The organism is Pseudomonas sp. TWR2-1-1 (assembly GCF_049897045.1).
Classification (GTDB): Bacteria; Pseudomonadota; Gammaproteobacteria; order Pseudomonadales; family Pseudomonadaceae; genus Aquipseudomonas; species Aquipseudomonas versuta.
This window is the reverse complement of sequence record NZ_JAFCVM010000004.1, coordinates 496,640-516,388: the sequence shown is the minus strand read 5'-3', so window position 1 is coordinate 516,388 and position 19,749 is coordinate 496,640. Positions and strand designations below refer to the sequence as shown.

Annotated in this window: 20 protein-coding genes and 1 pseudogene; 10 read left to right on the top strand and 11 right to left on the bottom strand. The window is 57.1% G+C overall.

Annotation, left to right across the window (positions count from 1 at the left end; translation table 11 throughout):
- Positions 1-141 precede the first annotated feature (141 nt).
- Positions 142-423, top strand: coding sequence for a GNAT family N-acetyltransferase (locus tag ACP7BO_RS13495; RefSeq protein WP_060691297.1), 282 nt, complete (start codon positions 142-144; stop codon positions 421-423).
- 111 nt (positions 424-534) lie between these two features.
- Here the strand turns inward: ACP7BO_RS13495 and ACP7BO_RS13490 are convergent.
- The 3 genes and pseudogenes from ACP7BO_RS13490 to ACP7BO_RS13480 all read right to left on the bottom strand — a co-directional run bounded on the left by ACP7BO_RS13490 (position 535) and on the right by ACP7BO_RS13480 (position 3,499).
- A pseudogene (locus ACP7BO_RS13490) lies at positions 535-1,643 on the bottom strand (DUF2817 domain-containing protein).
- A gap of 201 nt (positions 1,644-1,844) precedes the next feature.
- Positions 1,845-2,921 (bottom strand): 3-deoxy-7-phosphoheptulonate synthase, encoded by a 1,077-nt coding sequence (locus ACP7BO_RS13485; RefSeq protein WP_060696869.1) that lies wholly within the window; start codon positions 2,919-2,921, stop codon positions 1,845-1,847.
- Between the two features lie 131 nt (positions 2,922-3,052).
- A complete protein-coding gene (locus ACP7BO_RS13480) occupies positions 3,053-3,499 on the bottom strand; it encodes a PilZ domain-containing protein (protein WP_397456138.1) in 447 nt (148 codons plus the stop codon).
- On the opposite strand from ACP7BO_RS13480, the gene ACP7BO_RS13475 reads away from it, so the two are divergent.
- The 4 genes from ACP7BO_RS13475 to cysB all read left to right on the top strand — a co-directional run bounded on the left by ACP7BO_RS13475 (position 3,498) and on the right by cysB (position 6,522).
- Positions 3,498-3,884 (top strand): thioredoxin family protein, encoded by a 387-nt coding sequence (locus tag ACP7BO_RS13475; protein WP_060691300.1) that lies wholly within the window; start codon positions 3,498-3,500, stop codon positions 3,882-3,884. The genes ACP7BO_RS13480 and ACP7BO_RS13475 overlap by 2 nt on opposite strands.
- A gap of 38 nt (positions 3,885-3,922) precedes the next feature.
- Complete coding sequence (locus ACP7BO_RS13470) at positions 3,923-4,840, top strand: 5'-nucleotidase (protein ID WP_397456140.1); 918 nt, start codon at positions 3,923-3,925, stop codon at positions 4,838-4,840.
- A 94-nt stretch (positions 4,841-4,934) separates the two neighbouring features.
- Positions 4,935-5,435 (top strand): universal stress protein, encoded by a 501-nt coding sequence (locus ACP7BO_RS13465; RefSeq protein ID WP_426210873.1) that lies wholly within the window; start codon positions 4,935-4,937, stop codon positions 5,433-5,435.
- 112 nt (positions 5,436-5,547) lie between these two features.
- Positions 5,548-6,522 carry an HTH-type transcriptional regulator CysB gene (cysB, locus tag ACP7BO_RS13460; protein WP_060691303.1) on the top strand — a complete coding sequence of 325 codons (975 nt, stop codon included), beginning with the start codon at positions 5,548-5,550 and terminating at the stop codon, positions 6,520-6,522.
- Positions 6,523-6,584: 62 nt separating this feature from the next.
- Here cysB and ACP7BO_RS13455 read toward each other — a convergent pair whose 3' ends face one another.
- Entirely contained in the window at positions 6,585-7,721 is a 1,137-nt protein-coding gene (locus ACP7BO_RS13455) for a catalase family protein (protein ID WP_426210870.1), read from the bottom strand.
- A 43-nt stretch (positions 7,722-7,764) separates the two neighbouring features.
- Positions 7,765-9,579 carry a di-heme-cytochrome C peroxidase gene (locus ACP7BO_RS13450; protein WP_426210868.1) on the bottom strand — a complete coding sequence of 605 codons (1,815 nt, stop codon included), beginning with the start codon at positions 9,577-9,579 and terminating at the stop codon, positions 7,765-7,767.
- Between the two features lie 279 nt (positions 9,580-9,858).
- Here ACP7BO_RS13450 and ACP7BO_RS13445 point away from each other — a divergent pair, with 279 nt between their 5' ends.
- The 4 genes from ACP7BO_RS13445 (at position 9,859) to ACP7BO_RS13430 (ending at position 12,165) form a co-directional block, all read left to right on the top strand.
- Complete coding sequence (locus ACP7BO_RS13445) at positions 9,859-10,578, top strand: FKBP-type peptidyl-prolyl cis-trans isomerase (RefSeq protein ID WP_426210866.1); 720 nt, start codon at positions 9,859-9,861, stop codon at positions 10,576-10,578.
- Between the two features lie 415 nt (positions 10,579-10,993).
- Positions 10,994-11,353: a multiprotein-bridging factor 1 family protein gene (locus ACP7BO_RS13440; RefSeq protein WP_397456144.1), complete on the top strand. Its 360-nt coding sequence runs from the start codon at positions 10,994-10,996 to the stop codon at positions 11,351-11,353.
- Positions 11,350-11,718 carry a hypothetical protein gene (locus tag ACP7BO_RS13435; protein WP_060691308.1) on the top strand — a complete coding sequence of 123 codons (369 nt, stop codon included), beginning with the start codon at positions 11,350-11,352 and terminating at the stop codon, positions 11,716-11,718. Before ACP7BO_RS13440 ends, ACP7BO_RS13435 begins: the two co-directional genes overlap by 4 nt.
- On the top strand, positions 11,719-12,165 hold the full coding sequence (locus ACP7BO_RS13430; RefSeq protein ID WP_426210864.1) for a tetratricopeptide repeat protein: 447 nt from the start codon (positions 11,719-11,721) through the stop codon (positions 12,163-12,165).
- A gap of 148 nt (positions 12,166-12,313) precedes the next feature.
- On the opposite strand, the gene ACP7BO_RS13425 is transcribed toward ACP7BO_RS13430, so the two are convergent.
- Positions 12,314-14,395, bottom strand: coding sequence for a carboxy terminal-processing peptidase (locus ACP7BO_RS13425; RefSeq protein ID WP_426210862.1), 2,082 nt, complete (start codon positions 14,393-14,395; stop codon positions 12,314-12,316).
- A gap of 139 nt (positions 14,396-14,534) precedes the next feature.
- On the opposite strand from ACP7BO_RS13425, the gene ACP7BO_RS13420 reads away from it, so the two are divergent.
- Entirely contained in the window at positions 14,535-15,497 is a 963-nt protein-coding gene (locus ACP7BO_RS13420) for an NAD(P)H-quinone oxidoreductase (protein ID WP_397456146.1), read from the top strand.
- A 118-nt stretch (positions 15,498-15,615) separates the two neighbouring features.
- On the opposite strand, the gene ACP7BO_RS13415 is transcribed toward ACP7BO_RS13420, so the two are convergent.
- Genes ACP7BO_RS13415 through ACP7BO_RS13395 form a run of 5 tightly spaced genes read right to left on the bottom strand, consistent with a single transcriptional unit; the run spans position 15,616 to position 19,725 of the window.
- Positions 15,616-16,269 carry an HAD family hydrolase gene (locus ACP7BO_RS13415; protein ID WP_397456147.1) on the bottom strand — a complete coding sequence of 218 codons (654 nt, stop codon included), beginning with the start codon at positions 16,267-16,269 and terminating at the stop codon, positions 15,616-15,618.
- A 34-nt stretch (positions 16,270-16,303) separates the two neighbouring features.
- Positions 16,304-17,293: an ABC transporter ATP-binding protein gene (locus ACP7BO_RS13410; RefSeq protein WP_426210859.1), complete on the bottom strand. Its 990-nt coding sequence runs from the start codon at positions 17,291-17,293 to the stop codon at positions 16,304-16,306.
- On the bottom strand, positions 17,290-18,090 hold the full coding sequence (locus ACP7BO_RS13405) for an ABC transporter permease (protein ID WP_426210857.1): 801 nt from the start codon (positions 18,088-18,090) through the stop codon (positions 17,290-17,292). The genes ACP7BO_RS13410 and ACP7BO_RS13405 overlap by 4 nt, the downstream gene beginning before the upstream one ends.
- Positions 18,077-18,913, bottom strand: a complete 837-nt coding sequence (locus ACP7BO_RS13400; protein ID WP_060691315.1) for an ABC transporter permease — start codon at positions 18,911-18,913, stop codon at positions 18,077-18,079. The genes ACP7BO_RS13405 and ACP7BO_RS13400 overlap by 14 nt, the downstream gene beginning before the upstream one ends.
- The gene (locus tag ACP7BO_RS13395) at positions 18,910-19,725 is read right to left on the bottom strand and encodes an alkaline phosphatase family protein (RefSeq protein WP_426210943.1); all 816 of its coding nucleotides are present in this window, start codon (positions 19,723-19,725) and stop codon (positions 18,910-18,912) included. Before ACP7BO_RS13395 ends, ACP7BO_RS13400 begins: the two co-directional genes overlap by 4 nt.
- Between the last annotated feature and the right edge of the window lie 24 nt (positions 19,726-19,749).

Sequence of the window (19,749 nt, the reverse complement as noted above, 5' to 3'; positions counted from 1 at the left end):
AAAAATCATAAGGGTGCTGGCAAGTTATCGCGCTGTCCCCCGTGGGAGTTGATAGCGCGTCCCTGATGGCGAAGTGGTTCCCTCCACACAAAAACAACAGTAATGTAGAGGTCACGGTTCGAGACCCGCTAAGGAGCAATGATGAGCGAGGCGCTGTCTATCCACCATGACCAGGCAGGTCACCAGTTTGAGACCACTGTCGACGGTCATCGTGCTTACCTGACCTACATGGATCTGGGCAAGCAGACTCTGGATATCTACCGCACCTTTGTACCCAATGCCTTGCGTGGTCGGGGAATTGCGGCAGCATTGACGGAACAGGCGCTCGATTACGCCGAAAAGATGGGATACGAAGTGATTCCTTCTTGCTCTTATGTAGAGCGTTATATGGAACGCCACAAGCGCGTCCAGGCGAAAACCTGAAACCAGAGACACATAAACGCCGGGCATGCCCCGGCGTTTTTGCGTGTGCTTTAAAATCCTGATCAACCCCCTGCCGCCTCCAGCCCCGCCCGTAGCGCCAGGTGACGCTCTTCAGCCCTGCATCTTGATCAAGGCCACCAGCGCCCGATCCCATATCTGTCGCGTGCGCACCCACACCAGCTCTTGCCAGTCGCTGTCGGCCGGAAAAAACTGTTCGAGCAATTGCTCCTTGATCCGGTGCGCCTGCGGGCTGTCCAGGTTGCCGTACAGATGCAGCCACTGGTCATCGCGCAGAACGTTGTGAATCTGCTCGCCGGGATAGGTGCCGCACTCGATTACAAATGGCATGAGGCGTACGTGGGGCAGGGCATCAATGATCGCTTGAGAGGCGTATCCGGTGGCAGTTGCGGCAACCCCTGTATCGCTGTGGCTATTGGCCCCGGTGATCAGGGTGAACAACCAGGGGCCAAACAGCTGTTGTGCATCTGCAAGGGCCGGGTAGGCGGCCTGAGTAATAGTCAGAGCATTGGATGGCCATAATCGCCCGCGCCGGTATGCAGGTCGAAGCACATTGCAACGCTGGCAGCGCCAAGGTGCTCCTGCAGAATCCGGTGCAGGGTGCGGTTCGACCAGCAGGCCCTGTTACCGCCATAAAACAGTCCGTCGGGATGGTGATACTGGCCTGCCTCGACAATTGACATGACTGCCGGCCAACCCTCGCTCTGAACTCGCTCATTGAGCAGGGCATCGGCCTGATCGCGGTGCGGGCCGCGTAATTGATCGCAGGTGTAGATGGCATGCAGCGCATCGTAAGCCTGGTTGTCCGGCAGTGCCTGACTGAAGTCCAGGTAATTACGATTGAGGTCGATATTGTCCTCGTTGACCCGACGTATCCAGGCAGTGCCCCACGGGTTGATCAGGTGAATCATCAACACCGCAACGTCGTCAGGCAGGGTTTGCGGGTTGAATGTCTGCAGCCACTGGCGTTGGCAGTCAGAGCCATAAAAGCCTTCCACACCATGAGTGCCGCTCAGCGCGATCAATACGCGCTTTGCCTGGGGGTTGCCGATCAGGGCGACATCGGTGCTCAGTGCTTCGCCAAATGGACCGCAGAGAGGGTGTGGGTAGTGGTAAAGACGCGCGTTTGCCGCAGTGGCTGCGGCCAAAAACTGTTCACGCTGGCGGGTAAAGTTGCGGTGTGACGGGAAACCTGTGCTCATGCTTCTCTCCTGTCGATAAACGCACCATGGCATTCAAGCATTCGGAAATAAACGGGGTATGGCCGCAAGCCCCATAGCTACGATTTTTGAGCGGTGGTTGGTGGCTCGCGGGAGAGAGAGCAGATATCTGCAGCCCGAATGCCGGTATTTCGCGTCTATCCCTTGCTGGAGCAGGTGAGCTCCGGCAAGGGATGTTGACGATTAGCCGCGGGTACGTTTTGGCAATACATCCTTGAGCTTGGCGTGCATGCTGCGCAAGGTGGTTTCAGTGCTGGCCCAGTCGATGCAGGCATCAGTGATGGAGACACCGTACTGCAAGTCTTCAAGGTTCTTGGGAATCGCCTGGCAGCCCCAGTTCAGATTGCTCTCGACCATCAGGCCGATAATCGACTGGTTGCCTTCGACGATCTGGTTGGCCACGTTTTCCATCACCAGCGGTTGCAGGGCCGGGTCCTTGTTGGAGTTGGCGTGGCTGCAATCGACCATGATGTTGGGGCTGATTTTTGCCTTGTTCAGCGCTTGCTCGCACAGAGCGACGCTGACCGAGTCATAGTTCGGCTTGCCGTTGCCGCCGCGCAATACCACGTGCCCGTAAGCGTTGCCCTTGGTGGTGACGATCGACACGCCACCTTCCTGGTTGATACCCAGGAAGCGATGCGGGCTGGAAACCGACTGCAGGGCGTTGATTGCAACGGTCAGGCCGCCGTCAGTACCGTTTTTGAAGCCTACAGCCGAGGACAGGCCGGAAGCCATTTCGCGGTGAGTCTGCGATTCGGTGGTACGCGCACCAATGGCCGACCAGCTGATGAGGTCCTGCAGGTACTGCGGAGAAATCGGATCAAGGGCTTCAGTTGCAGTTGGCAGGCCCATTTCGGCCAGGTCCAGCAGCAGTTTGCGACCGATATGCAGGCCGTCTTCGATCTTGAACGAGTCATCCAGGTACGGGTCGTTGATCAGGCCTTTCCAGCCGACCGTTGTCCGTGGTTTTTCGAAATAGACGCGCATCACCAGATACAGCGTGTCGCTGACTTCTGCGGCGAGCACCTTGAGGCGCTCGGCGTACTCGTGGGCAGCCTTGATATCGTGAATCGAGCAAGGCCCGATGACAACGAACAGTCGATGGTCTTTGCCATCCAGGATATTGCGAATTACCTCACGCCCTTTGGTCACGGTCTGCAGTGCCGCTGCACGCAAAGGCATCTCGCGCTTGAGCTGCTCCGGGGTGATAAGGGTTTCGTTGGAGGCAACGTTTAGGTCGTCAATCGGTAAATCAGCCATCGTGTTACTCGTCAGGTCACGGGTGCCGGCCGCCAGCGATCCCCGAGCGGCGGAGCACAGCATGATTGAGCGCACCGGGGAGCCGAACCTTAACGCGTTATCCGCTTATTCGACAATGGGCAGGCGCAGCTTTAATCCTGTGCTGTATGGGCCAGGGCACGGTCAAGTGTGGCCTGAGAGAACTCCACGGCGTGACGATTGACCCACTCCAGAGCCAGAGTTTCAATATTTGCCGGGGGCAGGGCCTGTTGGTGCTGGAGGCGGCAGTAGTGCTCGATCTGACATACCTGTTCGCCCATTCGCGCGCCAAACAGAGTCTGATCATCAGTGAACGCGACCCCGACCCTGTAGCCCTCGGGCTGTTTCTTGCACCAGGCTATGTACCCTGGATAGCGTGCGTTCTCCCCCAGGGTCGGCATGCACATGTCTACAGCCGTACCGCTTCGCCAGCCTCTATCGCTATTGCATGACACGCCGCCGAGGCTGATAGAGTGCAGCTTCTGGCGTGAAAGAGAAGGTTGTTTGCGGGGTGTTATCTCAACAGGAACATCATCTGGGTGAGGTAAGAAACGACCCATGTACACACACTCCAAGTGCCAGCACTTTGATATTGTTTTCCTGAGTATAGTGAGTGAAATGGATCTGACTGATTTTGATGCGGATCAGCGTCTGCTGGCCTTGCCCGGTACCTCGCTGGTGGTGTTTACCAGCGCCGGATGCGCGGCGTGCCGCACGGCGCGCAAAATGTTGCCTCATATGCAGTTACCCATCGATCAACTGTGCTGGATCGACGCAGGTGATAACGGTGGTCTGGTCGAGCGCTATGAGATTTTTCATCTGCCAAGCCTGTTCGTTGTGCATAACGGAGCGTTTTACGGTGAATTGAAATCACGTTTGAGCGAGGGTGAGCTGGCGCACCACATTCGCCTGGCTTTGCTGCTTGAGCCTGACGAACTACCTTGAATCGGTATTGAAAGCCGGATTGAACCTGCGGAGGCGACATGAGCAAAGGCTTAAAGGGCAAGCTGGTGCTGGCCATTTCTTCCCGGGCATTATTCGATTTGAGCATCAGCCATCAGGTGTATCTGACACAAGGAATCGAGGCTTACCGCCAGTACCAGATCGAACATGAAGATGAGGTGCTGGCGCCCGGGGATGCATTTGCGCTGGTAAAAAAACTGCTCAGTTTCAATGCCAGCCTCGGCCATGAGCGGGTCGAGGTGGTGCTGGTGTCGCGTAACAGTGCGGATACCGGGTTGCGGGTGTTCAATTCTATCCAGCACTACGGCCTGGGCATCTCCCGGGCGGCATTTTCGGGTGGCCGCAATCCCCACGCGTATCTCAGTGCATTTGGCTGCGATCTGTTTTTGTCGACCCATGCACAAGACGTGCGTAGCGCGCTGGACGCCGGTTTTGCGGCGGCGACGATTCTCTCCGGTGGTGCGCGGCGTGCCGAAAGCAACGAGTTGCGTATCGCGTTCGACGGTGACGCGGTGCTGTTTTCGGATGAGTCCGAGCGTGTTTTCCAGGCAGGCGGTCTTGAGGCATTTCAATCCCTGGAGCGTGAATCAGCCCGTAGTCCGTTGCGGGGCGGCCCGTTCAAGGGCTTTCTGGAGGCCCTCAACCTGTTACAGAGAGAGTTTGCTGACGACACGTGCCCGATTCGTACCGCACTGGTGACGGCGCGATCGGCGCCTGCCCATGAACGGGTGATCCGCACGTTGCGCGACTGGGATATTCGTCTGGACGAATCCCTGTTTCTCGGTGGGCTGGATAAATCAGCATTTCTTGAAGCCTTTGCGGCCGATGTGTTTTTTGATGATCAGGCCGGCCATTGTGAGAGGGCGCGTCAAGTTGTCGCCACCGGTCATGTACCTCATGGCATAAGCAATGAGACCAGGGACCTCACGTCCGATTAAGCACTATGTGTAAGTCATCGTACGGGTCATCGTACTTGTCAGGGCGCTGCTAAGCTGAATCCATCTCGGCCATTCAGGCAGTCGGGGAGGTCGCATGATTCGCTCGATACTGTATGCCACAGACCTCGGAATTTACGCTCCGGTTGTAATGCAGCATGCATTGGGTATGGCCCTGAGCTTCCGCGCCGACTTGTATGTTGTGCATGTAGTTGAGCCCATGGGCCTGTTTGCCGAGTCGGTATTGCAAAGCTATCTCGATGAGCGGGCTCTGAACGAACTGCAGCAGCAAGGTATCAGCACCATGCTGTCCAATATCGAGCAACGTGTACTTGACAGTCTTCGCGAGGAGTTTGCCGAGAGACAGCAAGATCTGGCTTTGATTCGCTCGGTCAAGGTTATCCAGGGAGAGCCTTCACAGGTCATTCTGGAGCAGTCGCTAAAGCTTGCCGTCGACCTGCTGATTTTAGGAGGCCATAGCCAGCCAGTGGGGGGGGGTACCCGGTTAGGGCGCACGGCCGCCCGGGTTATCGAGTTGGCGCAGGTGCCTGTGTACCTGGTACCGCTATTGCAGCGTCGCCGTCGCGCAGACGGATGAAGGTGTAGAGCGGCAAAAATGATAAAAAAGTTCTAGATTTATTGTTCTTACCTTCCATATAGTTATATATCGCCGCCGATACCCTGGCGCCTATCTGCTTTGAGGGATGCATATGAAGCTTCAACAATTGCGCTACATCTGGGAAGTGGCGCACCACGACCTCAACGTTTCGGCTACCGCGCAGAGCCTTTACACCTCACAGCCGGGTATCAGCAAACAGATCCGCTTGCTTGAAGATGAATTGGGTGTCGAGGTGTTTGCCCGTAGCGGCAAACATTTGACCCGTGTAACGCCCGCAGGTGAACGCATCATCACTACCGCTGGCGAGATTCTGCGCAAGGTCGAAAGCATCAAGCAAATCGCCCAGGAATTTTCCAACGAGAAAAAAGGCACCCTGTCGATTGCCACAACCCACACCCAGGCGCGCTATGCATTGCCGCCGGTAATCAGCAATTTCATCAAGCAGTACCCGGATGTTGCGTTGCACATGCATCAGGGGTCGCCAATGCAAATTGCCGAAATGGCCGCCGATGGTACCGTCGATTTTGCAATTGCCACCGAGGCACTGGAACTGTTCGGCGATCTGGTGATGATGCCTTGCTATCGCTGGAATCGCTGCGTGGTCGTGCCCCAGGGTCACCCGCTGGCCAAGCTGCCGAAGCTGACTCTGGAGGCGTTGGCCGAGTATCCGATCGTGACCTACGTATTTGGCTTCACCGGCCGCTCCAAACTCGATGAAGCGTTCAGTCATCGCGGCTTGACTCCCAAAGTGGTGTTTACCGCAGCTGACGCTGACGTGATCAAAACCTATGTGCGCCTGGGGCTGGGCGTTGGCATCGTGGCCAAAATGGCCGTGGACACCAACCTCGACAAGGATCTGGTCGTGCTGGATGCCAGCGAACTTTTTGAGTCCAGTATCACCAAGATCGGCTTCCGTCGGGGCACGTTCCTGCGCGGCTTCATGTGCGACTTTATTGAAAAGTTCGCGCCGCACCTGACCCGCGAAGTAATGGCCAAGGCCATCCAGTGCCACAACAAACAAGAACTCGAAGATTTGTTTGAAGGCGTTGAACTGCCGGTTCACTGAGGCCGTTATCAGTCGCTGGCCCAGGGCTTGTGGAAGCCCCCGGCCGCGGTTGCATCCTGAGGTTATTGTTCGGCGTTACGGGTGTGCCGGTATTGGCTCACTGCGTCATACACCGCCTTGCGCAGGCGGTTGATGCCACCAATCGGCCGATGTTCTTCGATGCCATGCCAGGGGCTGAAAGACAGATTGTCACAGGCAAGGTTCTGAGCCGGTGTATCGAAGTCCTGCGCAGGCACCTTGACCCTGGCCACAGTCTCGAAAGGTGCATCTGACTCTTGCCATTGAATGCTGGTGTCTTCGATTGGCATAAAACGATTGGCATTCTGGCGCTGGATTTGCAGCACGAAACACGCCGGTACCCGATCGGTCGATAATTGCTGGTTCAGTGCATTGCGCAAAAAGTTGGGCAGCGCCTGATTTTGTTCTGCCAGGGTATAGGCCGGGCAGCTGTCAGGATCAGGGGCTACGCGGTATTTGGCATTTGCACTGCCGAACTTGTAGGGCGAGACCGAAAAGTAGGTGGTTTGCGCGGGGCTGACCGGCGCAGGCGCCAGCGTAGCCAACGCGATAAACAGATGACGGACCTGCCAACTGCGCGGGTCCCATGAAGGGAAGAACGCCAGAACCTTTTTTCCATCCGCCTGGGCGGCAATGTTTTGACGATACTCGGCGACATCGCTGACGAAGAAGTTGGGATGGTTAAACATCACAAAGTCTTGTTCGCCACGGCCTTGCTGGCTTGGTAATAGCTGAGTCCCCGGTACGTCCTGCAGCTTGAGGGCCATGCCCCGCGCATCGCGGATACTGTCGAATTGCGGGTAGGCGTTGCCATTGGACAGGCGCATGACCGCTTGCCAGGTATGACCCGGGGTGGCGAATACCCCTTGGCGCAATGCCGGGTCCAGATCATCCAGTACCTGCACTTGCGCCTTGACGCAGCCATGGGCCTTGGCGTGGGCATCGCGCAAATACCGTGTGTTTTCGCGGTGCTGATCGACAATTTTGATCGCAGTCTGGATCGTGTCCTGAGTCATCGCGGCTTCACCCGCCGGGATCTGCTCCTGAGCCGCTACCGGACCACGGTGCTGCCAGGCGAACCAGCCGCTGGCCAGTGCCCAGCCGAGCAATCCCAGCGTTATTACAATCAGCAGCAGCTTGCCCAGCCAGGAGCCGAGTCGCAGCCAGAATGTGGTCAGCATGCAAACATCCTTTTAGTTAAGTCCGGGGTGCGTTGAAGGCCCGTCATTCGTTGGGCAACTGTTGTTCGAGCGGGCTGCCGAGGACTTTCAAGTACTCCAGCAATGCCCAGCGTTCTTGCGGTTGCAGTAGACGGCCAATCACCCCGTTACCACGGGGGCCGGCGCGGAACTCGTGACCACTGTTGTGGTTGCCGCTGATGCGCGTGTCGAGCACAAACCCGCCGTCAAATGCTTCTGTGCGGTAGCCAAGGTGGCGAGGGTCGTACTCGAAACTGCCGCGATAGAAGGTTTCGTCGCGCTCTGATTGTGGTGAAAGCAACTGATACACCGTGGGTACCGAGCCATTGTGCAGATACGGTGCCGTAGCCCAGATCCCGTCCAGCGGCCGCGCCTTGTAGGCGCGCAGTTCCATCACGCCAATCGGCAGGCCAAAGCCATTGAGGCGGTCCTGTTCCTCAGGGCTGACCCCGGCCTCGTGATAAGCATGCTTTTCAACAAAGGCCGTGACGTAAGCCAACCCTTTTGCCACTGACATTTTGCTCATGTCCAGCGGCGTGTCGCTCTTGGGGTACAGGTCCACATTCATCCTGGCCAACTCGGCCGGGTCCCATTGCAGGGCGCTCAGGTCGTAGCGATTGTCGGCAATGTTGTTGGCGGTATTGGGATCGGTGCCGATTACTTCAACGGGCAGCATTTTCAGTTGCTTGACCCTTCGGCCATTCTCTTCAACCAGAGGAGGGACATGGCACCCGGAGCAATTTTCAGCGAACAGCGCGCGCCCTTTGGCCGCCAACGGGCGATCAACCTTGCCAAACAACTCTTCGGGCCAAGCCGGGGGCTTGAGCTTTTGCAGGGTTTGTTCGATCAGATGCAGGTCCTGAACCCTGACACTCGATGGATAACGCGCATCGCCCTGCAGGGGCTGGCCATGGTTGTCGAAGAAGTTCAGGGTCGCGCCCACCCCCAGTGCTTCGCCGATATTACGTGCCATCGGTTGCTTGGCCGAGCCGTTCCACTGTACCCAGTCGAACGTCCACATGTCCCACAGGTGCGGGTAGTCCACCGGAGCGTTGGCAACCCGGTAGTTGTCGGGGGTAATGGCATCGCCGAAGCTGGCATTGGCGATCCGGCCGAAGGCATCGGTGCGCCCCGGGCCTTCGAGGGTTGGATAGAGCCCGCGATGGGTGTCATTCCAGGCCACCGCCAGGAAGTTATCCAGCGACACCTTGAAGTCTTTGCGCAGCTGTTTGTGCTGCGCCTCGTACTGGTCGCCCAGAACCCTGCGGGCGAAACGCTCAAATTTCCATGGGTTGTAGTAGGTCGCAGCCAGGCTGGCAACCAGCGCCTGACCGAAACTGCCACCCTGCAAAGTCGGTACGCTTGAGGGCAATACGTGTTGTGCGGGCGCGCCATCAATGCGCAGGGCCTGACCTTTGAAGCGCAGTTCACCGGTGTGGCAGGCCGCGCAGGTGATATCCAGATAATTCACGTTGCTGCCCGGGTTTTGATGGCGGGTGAAACCTACTGGCAGGTTGCCCGGGTTGGCGGCGCTGGCCTGTTGCCCGGGATCGACCAGGAAGCCGAAACGCGCCAAGTACTCGGGTGCGGCGAACGGTTGCCTGGAAAAGGGCAGCTCAAGTGCGCTGAACCAGTCGTAATGCAGGCCTTTAACTTGCGTGCCCTGAGGCGTGTAGTAATAGGTTTGACGATCAGCCGGGCTCCACTGATCCATAAAATGCAACTGCTGCGGGGCTTGGTAGGCAGGTAGTTTCGGGTTGGCGATGAAGTAAAGGACTACGCCAAGACCCAGAGCCAGCGCCAAGAACAGCACCAGCAGAACACGGTAAAACAAACGCACAGTAACGCTCCTTGTAAATTTTTTCACAGTCTTATGCCCTAGCTGCCGTTTTGCAGCAAGCAGTCATGTGATTCAGTGCCTATGATCAGAGCGCGGTTTGGCAGGATCTCTGATGTGCAGGCAAAAGAAGCGGTAAATATGAATTGTGATGAGAGTGACCTTCAGCCGTGAACTTATCCACGATTAGGCCCTCTCATGCCGGTAGCCATTGGTCGCGGCCGCCTGATAAGCTCGCGGCTTTATTCGATTGCCCATTTGGCGCATGAACAAGGAAATAGCATGAAACAGCATAGGTTGGCGGCAGCTGTGGCCCTGGTAAGCCTGGTACTGGCGGGTTGTGATTCGCAGACCAGCGTAGAGCTGAAAACCCCGGCGCAAAAAGCCTCTTACGGCATTGGCCTGAACATGGGCAAAAGCCTGGCTCAAGAAGGCATGGACGATCTGGATTCCAAGGCTGTCGCCCTGGGTATTGAAGACGCCGTTGGCAAGAAAGAGCAAAAGCTCAAGGATGACGAGCTGATCGAAGCGTTCGCAGCGCTGCAAAAGCGTTCTGAAGAACGCCTGACCAAAATGAGCGAAGAAGCCTCTACAGCAGGCAAAAAATTCCTCGAAGAAAATGGCAAGAAAGCCGGTGTTGTTACTACCGCTTCGGGCCTGCAGTACGAAGTGATCAAAAAGGCCGATGGCCCACAACCTAAAGCTACCGACGTGGTAACTGTCCACTACGAAGGCAAGCTGATTGATGGCAAGGTTTTCGACAGCTCGGTTGAGCGCGGCAGCCCGATCGATCTGCCAGTCAGCGGCGTGATTCCGGGTTGGGTTGAAGGTCTGCAATTGATGCATGTGGGCGAGAAGTACAAGCTCTACATCCCTAGCGAGCTGGCTTACGGCGCGCAAAGCCCAAGCCCGGCGATCCCGGCCAACTCGGTGCTGGTATTCGATCTGGAACTGCTGGGTATCAAAGACCCTACAAAAGCTGAGCAAGACGCAGCCAAGTAATCTGCAGCTTGCCCACACAACGCCCCGTCTCGACGGGGCGTTGTTGTTTCTGCAGTACCGTTTGCGGTCTATCGGGCCCTGATTGGTACGCGACAAATTGCCCCAGACGCTCACTGGCTAATAGTTGCTGACTGCCAAGTCAATGAATTTATGGGTTTTTTTATGTGTGTAAAAAATGCCCGATCTGAGCGCAGCCCTTATAGAACGGGGCTTTCAGCGATGAAAATCAGCTCTGTTCACAAGGTTATCCACAATTTGTGTGGATAACATTTGCCGGACATCGCCCGGTTTTGCCGGTTCTGCATGAAATTGGCTCTCCAGATCAAAAACCCGAGAGACCTTGGCGGCTGTTAGGATTAAGCTTCTTAGGAAAGTTCCGACTCGATTTATGTAAAAGTCTGACGGGGTTTGGAAAATGGATGTTCAAGTAATCAAGCGAAATGGCGAACCTGAATACGCAGTCCTGTCATGGGAAAACTATCAGACGCTGCTCAAAGCCGCAGGTCTCAATGATCAGGCGGTCCCCCCTGCAGCATTGCAAACACCTGAGGCCGCACCACAGCCACCTGAGCCAAAGCAGGTGTTGCCCGGGCTCGATCAGCTGCGTGGTCTGCGCGAGAGCAAGGGGCTGCCCCTTGAAGTGCTGGCACGTACTGTAGGCATTAGCCCTTCATATCTGGGAATGATTGAAACCGGTGAGCGTCAACCCGATCTCGCCATTCGTCGCAGCTTGGCCTGGGAGCTGGGTGTCCCGGGCTGGAGGGAAACATCATGAATGTACGCATCAGTCGTCAACACTGGGATGGGTTACTGGCTGAGCTTGATAAAGCGCGTCAACAACGACACTTGCTGACATACCGTGCGTTGCTAGAGCGTTTGCAGTTACCTAGCCCGGCGATGCAGACACTGACCGCGGCCCTTGAGCATCTGGCGGCAATGGATGCCAGGGCCGACCAACCGTTACGCAGTTCGCTGGTAATCAGCCAGGGAGCGAGTCGCTTGCCACGCACCGGCTTTTTTGAATGCGTGGAAAGGCTGGGTCGCTTTCCCGGCCCGCCTGATGGTGTTGCTGCAGCATCGTGGCACGCCTCTGAAGTGGTTCGGGTGTTTGAGTATTCTTATGAGCATGAGGAGGCTTGAATGCCCGGGCGGCTTAAAGCGCGTCTGGGCTACTTAGTGGCGCGCAAGTTGTTCCACCAGTCCTGGTGTATGCGTCAGCCGCGCATTTGGGGCTGGATGGAAGGGCAGTTTTCACGCATGGCCAACCTGGGTGATACCCGTGCCCAAAGCTTCTATGGGCACATCCTGGCCTTTCGCGGTCAAGGTCTGGGTGCTCGTGAGGAAGGTGTGCGTTTGTTGCGCCTGGCGGCTCTGGGCGGCGACGCCAAGGCGGCGTACCAGTTGGGGGTTTTCAGCCTGGCAGGTACGTCCCTCAAAACCCCGGATGCAGCAGAGGCTGCGCGCTGGTGGGTGATGGCAGCCAAGGCCGGTCATCCACTGGCCACACTCAAGCTGGCCGAGTTGTATCAGCAGGGCGGACCTGGCTTGTTGCCTGATCCGCAATTGGCCAGCCACTACCAGTCTTAGAGTTATATTTTTGCCAATAAAAAGGGCGGGCCGTGTTATGCGGCCCGCCCTTTTTAACATCGTTGTCCCTACCCTGTAGGAGCGAGCTTTTCATTGCCGCATCCAACAGCTCGCGAGCAAGCTTGTTCCTACAGGTGTTTGGCAGGTTTTATTTCTTGGCTACCTGTGAGCTGAGCTTGAGGTAGTCCAGCAAAACGCGCCCGGTCTCGCTCAGGTAGGCGTCGTCTTCCGGTTTGGTCTTTTCAGGTTCAACCGGCAATGCATCTTCGTCTTCTTTCTTCATTTCTTTGAGCGGTGCTTCACCTTTGGCCTGGCGGCGGGCATTTTCCATCACCAGCTGTTTGGCATCGATGTCGGCATGTTGGGCGCGACGCTCTGCTTCGTTGAGGCTGACGGTTTTCTCGGCCATCAATTTATCGGCCAGGGCCAGCTTGTCGCGAATAAAGATGAACTCGGCATCTTTAGCCACCCGCGCATCATGCTCGGCTTTAAGCTGATCAATGTAGGGCTTGAACGGGTCAACGGCAGGCTTGATCGCAGGGCGGATGGTGTCCCACGGCATGGCTTCAGGCAGTGCGCTTTCGCCAATTTCCTTGGTGTCGATTATCGACGGGAAGGCAACGTCAGGCAGTACGCCCTGATGCTGGGTGCTCTGGCCGGAAACCCGGTAGAACTTGGCCAGTGTCAGTTTCAGCTCGCCATGGTTCAGCGGCTGGATGGTTTGCACCGTCCCTTTGCCGAACGTCTGGCCGCCGACAATCAGCGCACGATGGTAGTCCTGCATGGCACCGGCGAAAATCTCCGAGGCCGAAGCCGACAAGCGATTGACCAGCAACGCCATCGGGCCTTTGTAGAACGCGCCCGGGTTTTCGTCTTCAAGCACGTCGACTTTACCGTCAGCGTTACGCACCAGCACCGTTGGCCCTTTGTCGATGAACAGACTGGTCAGCTCGGTGGCTTCCTGCAACGAACCGCCGCCGTTGTTGCGCAGATCGATGATCACGCCATCGACTTTTTCTTTCTGCAACTCGGTCAGCAGTTTTTTAACGTCGCGGGTAGTGCTCTTGTAGTTCGGATCGCCAGCGCGGAACGCTTTGAAATCCAGGTAGAAGGCCGGGATTTCAATAACGCCCAGCTTGTAGTTCTTGCCATCCTGCTTGAGGTTCAGGATCGACTTTTTCGCCGCCTGTTCTTCAAGCTTCACCGCTTCGCGGGTAATGGAAACAATTTTGCTGGTCTGGTCGTTTGGCGCGTTGCTCGCCGGAATCACTTCCAGGCGGACTACGGAGCCTTTAGGACCACGGATCAGCTTGACCACTTCGTCCAGACGCCAGCCGATGACATCGACCATCTCTTTATCGCCTTGGGCAACACCGATGATCTTGTCGGCCGGAGCCACCTGTTTGGTCTTGTCGGCAGGGCCGGCCGGCACCAGGCGCACGATTTTCACCTGGTCGTTATCGCTCTGCAACACGGCGCCAATGCCTTCCAGCGATAGGCTCATGTTGATGTCGAAGTTTTCCGCGTTATCCGGTGACAGATAGTTGGTGTGCGGATCGTAAGACATGGCGAAGGTGTTGATGTAGGCCTGGAAGATGTCTTCGCTGCGGGTCTGATCAAGACGCGCGAGCTGGTTTTTGTAGCGCTTGGTCAGCAGTTCCTGAATTTTCGCAGGCTCTTTGCCGGCGATTTTCAGGCGCAGGACTTCGTCCTTGATGCGTTTGCGCCACAGGTCATTGAGTTCGGCTTCGCTCTTGAGCCATGGAGCGTCCTTGCGGTCGATCTGCAAGGTTTCCTTGGCGTTGAAGTCAAACGAGTCAACCCCTTTGTTCAGCTCGGCAAGGGCGAAATCCAGTCGCGATTTAACACGATCCAGGTAGCGCTTGTAGATGGTGAAACCGGGGTTCAGATCGCCGCTTTTAAGGAAGTCGTCAAACTGGAATTTCCATTTGTCGAATTCGGCAATGTCGCCGGCCAGGAAGTAACTGCGTGAAGGGTCGAGCAGCTTCAAATAGCTGTCATAGATGATGGCTGAACGCGCATCATCCAGTGGCGGCTTGCTGTAGTGATGGCGTTTGAGCAGCTCAACGATGTTAAGACTGGCAATTACCTCATCACGATCGGGCTGAAGGTTATCCCAACTGTTAGCGGCGAACGTATTGGCCGAAAACGGCAATACGCCCAGGCCAATGAATAGGGCAAGTGCGGTGCTAGGGAATAAATGCTTCATGCTGATTCGACGCGGGGGCAATTGATAACGCATATTAGGCCGTCTTTGAAGTCGCCGGTTCCGTTAAGGACCGACCGCATAATGCAAGAAGCCCGGTGCAACAGCGCCGGGCTCAGTCCAGACTCACTATGGAGGCACTGTGAAAGCATTGCAAGGCGTTGAAGGTCAAGTGAAGTGGGTTGAAGAGCCAAGCCCCACCTGTGATGTAGGGCAAATTCGGATTCGCGTAGCCGCGGCTGGCCTCAATCGGGCCGACCTGTTGCAAAGCGCGGGCATGTATCCGCCGCCGCCTGGAGCCAGTCAGTTTCTGGGCCTTGAGTGTTCGGGCGTAGTCAGTGAAGTCGGCCCCGGCTCTTCGTGGCAAGTCGGTGACCGGGTTTGCGCGCTGTTGGCTGGCGGTGGCATGGCGCAAGAGGTAGTGGTAGATGCCCGTCATGCCTTGCCGGTACCGGAAGGGCTGTCACTGGCACAAGCGGCCGCTCTGCCCGAGGTGTACAGCACGGCATGGCTGAACCTGTTTCAGCTGGCGGGTCTCAAACCCGGGGAAAAAGTATTGCTGCATGCCGGGGCCAGTGGTGTTGGTTCAGCCGCCATTCAGCTGTGCAAGGCATTTGGCAGTCCGTGTTGGGTAAGCGTAGGGTCAGCCGAGCGATTGGCCTACTGCCAGGAGCTTGGTGCCCAGGGCGGTGTGTTGCGGGCTGAGGGGCTGGAGGGGTTGAAGCCCTTTGGGCCGTTCGATGTAGTACTGGACCCGGTGGGTGCCAACTACGCCGAGTCCAACCTCAAGCTGCTGGCACTGGACGGGCGTTGGGTGCTGATCGGCTTGATGGGCGGTCGCAAGGCTGAACTGGATATGGCGCTGGTTCTGGGCAAGCGCATCCAGTTGTTGGGTTCGACCCTGCGCACTCGAAACGACCAGTTCAAGGCCGACTTGCTCAGCGATCTTAACCAGCAGGTATGGCCACTGTTCAACGAGGGGCGCTTAAGCCCGCAATTGGCCAGGGCTTACCCGATGGAAGAGGCTCAGGAGGCCTATGCCGAATTGGCCAGCAATCAAGTATCGGGCAAGCTGGTGGTGGTCATAGACCCGAGTTTGGTCTAAACCGCCTGGATACTGCGGGAGCTGGCTTGCCAGCGATGGTCTCAACCGGGTTTCAGCTGTAGATCCGGTTGCTTGCATCGCCAGCAAGCTGGCTCCCACAAAGCAGGCGTGAGGGGGGTTATTTCCAGTGATGAATCGGCCATCCGGCCTTTTCTGCGTGCTCACGCAGTACCGGGTCGGGGTTGACCACATGCGGGTGATCGACCTTTAGCAGCAGCGGCAAGTCGTTACGTGAGTCGGAGTAAAAGCTCGCGCCTTCCAGGTTTTCTTCTTCGGCGTCCAGCCACTCAAGCAAGCGAGTGATCTTGCCTTCGCGGTAAGTCAGGGTGCCCACGGTGTTGCCGGTGTAGATGCCCCCTTTGACTTCAAGTTCGATCCCCAGTACTTCATCGACCCCCAGCCGCTCGGCAATCGGTTTGACCAGGTGCGTGCCCGAGGCCGAAATCACCAGAATCCGGTCCCCGGCTTTACGATGTGCGGCTATGGTTTTGGTCGCGTCGCTGAAGATGATCGGCTCGATGTAGTCCTCAACCCACGGCCCCACCAAATGCGCCACTTCTTCGGGTGTGCGGCCTATCAACGGCTCCAGGCTAAAGTCCATGAAGACTTCCATCGCCAGTTCGCCCTTGCTATAGGCCGCCATCAGCTCGTTGTTACGTTGCATGAACGACTGCGGATCGACCCAGCCCAGGCGGCCCATCTGCTCGCTCCACAAAGTGGCGCAGTCGCCGTGAATCAGGGTCTCGTCCAGATCAAAAATTGCCAAGGCCATCAGCGCAACTCTCTCTTTAATGGGTTCAAAGGCATCAGGCTACCTCACAAAGGGTGCTGGTATCGATGGACAACGCCACGCGCTGGCCATCCGGATACAAATCGTCGGGAGAACGGTTGAGCACGTCGACGATCAGTTCCACACCACGTACCTCGACGCAATAGCGAATCACATTGCCCAGCAGGCTGTGGTTGCGGATAAGGGTGTCGGGCTCGCCTTGAAGGCTCAGGCCCAGGGTTTCCGGGCGAATCGCGATGCGACTGGTGACCGGCCGTTGCAGCAAACGGCTGGCGGTGGCGGCGTCCAGCAGGTTGTAGTTGCCGATAAAACCGGCGGCGAATACATCCACCGGCGCGGCATACAGCGTCTGCGCATTGCCACTCTGCACAATGCGACCCTGGTTCATCAAAAAGATGCGGTCACTCATCACCAGGGCTTCTTCCTGGTCGTGGGTCACGAAGATTGTGGTCAGGCCCAGCTCGCGCTGAATATTGCGGATCTGCTCGCGCAGGTGCTTGCGAATACGGGCATCCAGCGCTGACAGCGGTTCATCCAGAAGCAACAGGCGAGGACGGGTGACCAGCGAACGGGCCAGGGCTACACGTTGGCACTGGCCACCGGACAACTGATGCGGGTAGCGCTTGGCGAAGTCATTGAGCTCAACCAGTTGCAGCACCTCGGCCACGCGTTTTTGGCTGTCATCGGGTTTGACCTTTTGCATGCGCAGGCCGAACGCTACGTTTTGCTCGACGGTCATGTTGGGGAACAGGGCGTAGCTTTGGAACACCATGCCGATGCCACGCTTTTGCGGGCTCAGCGGCACAATGTCCTCGCCATCGAGGAGGATTTTGCCGCCGTCTACCGGCGTAAGCCCGGCAATGCAGCGCAGCAATGTGGACTTGCCGCAGCCCGAGGGGCCGAGCAGGGTGACGAACTCGCCTTTGGCGATGCTGCAGTTGATATCGCTGAAAACCGGGGTGCCGGAATAGGATTTCTGCAGGTGTTCAACGCTGACGAAGCTCATTGGCTTTTGTCCTTGTTCAGGAAGGTGGCAACCCAGGTCAGCACCAGTACAAAGAGGAAGTAGGAGATCACCAGCGCACTGGTGAAGTGACCGCTGCTGTTGCGCATATTGTTCAAGAACACCTGCAAGGTTTCGTAGCGGGTGCCCACCAGAATGTTGGCAAACACAAACTCGCCGAACAGGAACGAGAACGACAGCAGCAGTGCCACCATCAAGCCTTTACGTAAATTGGGCAGTACCACCAGAAATGCTGCCTGCCAGGTGCTGGCGCCGAGCAGTTGGGCGGCATCCATCAGGTCGCGCAGGTTAATGGCCTGCAGGTTGTTGGTGATTGCCCGGTACATGAACGGCAGCGCCACGGTGAAGTAGCAACCGATCAGGATCCACGGCGTTCCGACCATCTGCAACGGCCCGGAACCATAGAGTTGCAGCAGGCCCACCGATGACACCACTGGCGGTACGGCGAAGGGCAGCAGGATCAGGATATTCATCAGCGCGTCGAGTTTGGGGAAGTGGTAATGCACCACAAACAGCAACGGCAAAATCAGGATCACCGACAGCGCCAGTGCAGCAACGCAGACCAGTAATGACTGGCCGAAGGCGGCCAGAAAACGCGGGTCGCTCCACAGCTGGCTGTACCACTTGAAGGTGAAACCGCTGGGCAAAATGGTTGCCGACCAACTGCTGGCGATGGAGTAAATCAGGGTGCCGGCCAGAGGCAGTACCAGAATGATCAGCAGCACAAAGACCACGCTGCGGTGGTAAAGGCTGGCGGAAGCAGATTCAGCGCGCGACATGGTAGCTCCTCTTTAACAGCCACTGATGCACCAGCGTTACCAGGGTCATCAAGCCCACCAGAATCACCGCCAGGGCGCTGGCCATGTTGGGATCAAGACTGATGTCGCCCGAGACCATTGCCGCAATCCGGATTGGCAATACGTTGAAGTTACCGGTGGTCAGTGCATAGACCGTGGCATAGGCACCCAGGGCATTGGCCAGCAAAATCACAAAGGTGCCGAGCAGGGCCGGGGTGAGTACCGGCAGGCCGATATGCCGCCAGAATTGCCAGCTGCTGGCGCCCAGCAATGAAGCCGACTCGCGCCAGTCTTCACGCAGTGCGTCAAATGCCGGATACAGCAGCAGTACGCCGAGGGGGATCTGGAAGTAGGTGTACAGAATGATCAGGCCGGTTTTGGAGTAGAGGTTGAAATCCTCGATGATCCCCGCCTGTTTGAGCATGATCGTAATGCTGCCGTTAAAGCCCAGCAAAATGATGAACGCGAAAGCCAGCGGCACCCCGGAGAAGTTGCTGGTCATGTTGGCGAATGCGTTGACGAAGTTGCGCAACCGCGAGTCCACCTTGCGTAGCGAGTAACTGCCCAGTACTGCGATCACGATGCCGAACAGACTGGACCAAAAACTGATTTCCAGGCTGTGCTGGATCGCTTGCAAGTAGAACTTGGAGTTGAAGATTTTGCTGAAGTTGGCCAGGCCCCAGCCGCTCTCTTCCGACTGCACGCTGTGAACCAGTACCCACAGCAGCGGGGCGATTTGAAAGACGAAAAAAAATACTGCGAAGGGCACCAGACACAACAGTGCCAGCCATTTACCCCGGCTCATGGTGCGGGTCTCAGCAAGTCGCGGCAGACCGGTTTGTCGTGGGCAACCCCCAGCAGTTCGCAGATGGTTCCGCACAGCTCTGTCTGTCCGGGCGTGGCATCCGGGTTCAGGCTGAACGCCTCGCCCAGCACAAACAGCGGTACTTCCCGTTCTTCGGGCAGGATGCCGTTGTGCGAACGGTCGTTGTTCATGCCGTGATCGGCAGTCACCAGTACCTGATACCCGGCCTCAAGCCAGCCCTGCAGGTAGTCGGCCAGAATGATGTCGGCCGAGCGTGCACTGTTGCGGTATTGCGGGGTGTCGAGGCCGTGCTTGTGTCCGGCGTCGTCGATATTCATGGGGTGGACCAGTAGAAAGTTGGGAGCACAAGCAAGGCGCAGGCTTTCGGCGTCGGCGAACAGATGGGAGTCGGGGTAATGGTCGCTCCAGTAGAAATGCCCGTGCTGGATCGGTAAATCGGTGGCCCGGGTATGACGGTCACGAGCAACCACAAAGGGCGAGCGGTTATACAGCTCACTGACCCAGTGATAAGCAGCGGCAGCCGTACTCAGGCCGCCTTCGCGTGCGTAATGGAACACGCTGCGTTGATTGGACAGGCGCGACACATTGTTGTGCACAATGCCGCTTTCAATCGGAGGCACACCGGTGAGGATGCATTCATAGAGGGGGCGCGAAAGCGCAGGCAGTTCACAGGTGAGTTTATACAGTGCGGCGCGTCCTGCCCCGACGTAGGCCTGCAAATGCCCCATGGCCTGGCGGGCGACCTCATAGTTCAGTCCGTCGAGTACAACCAGGATAACGTTGTGTTTCATGTACGACGACTCCACAAAACCTGT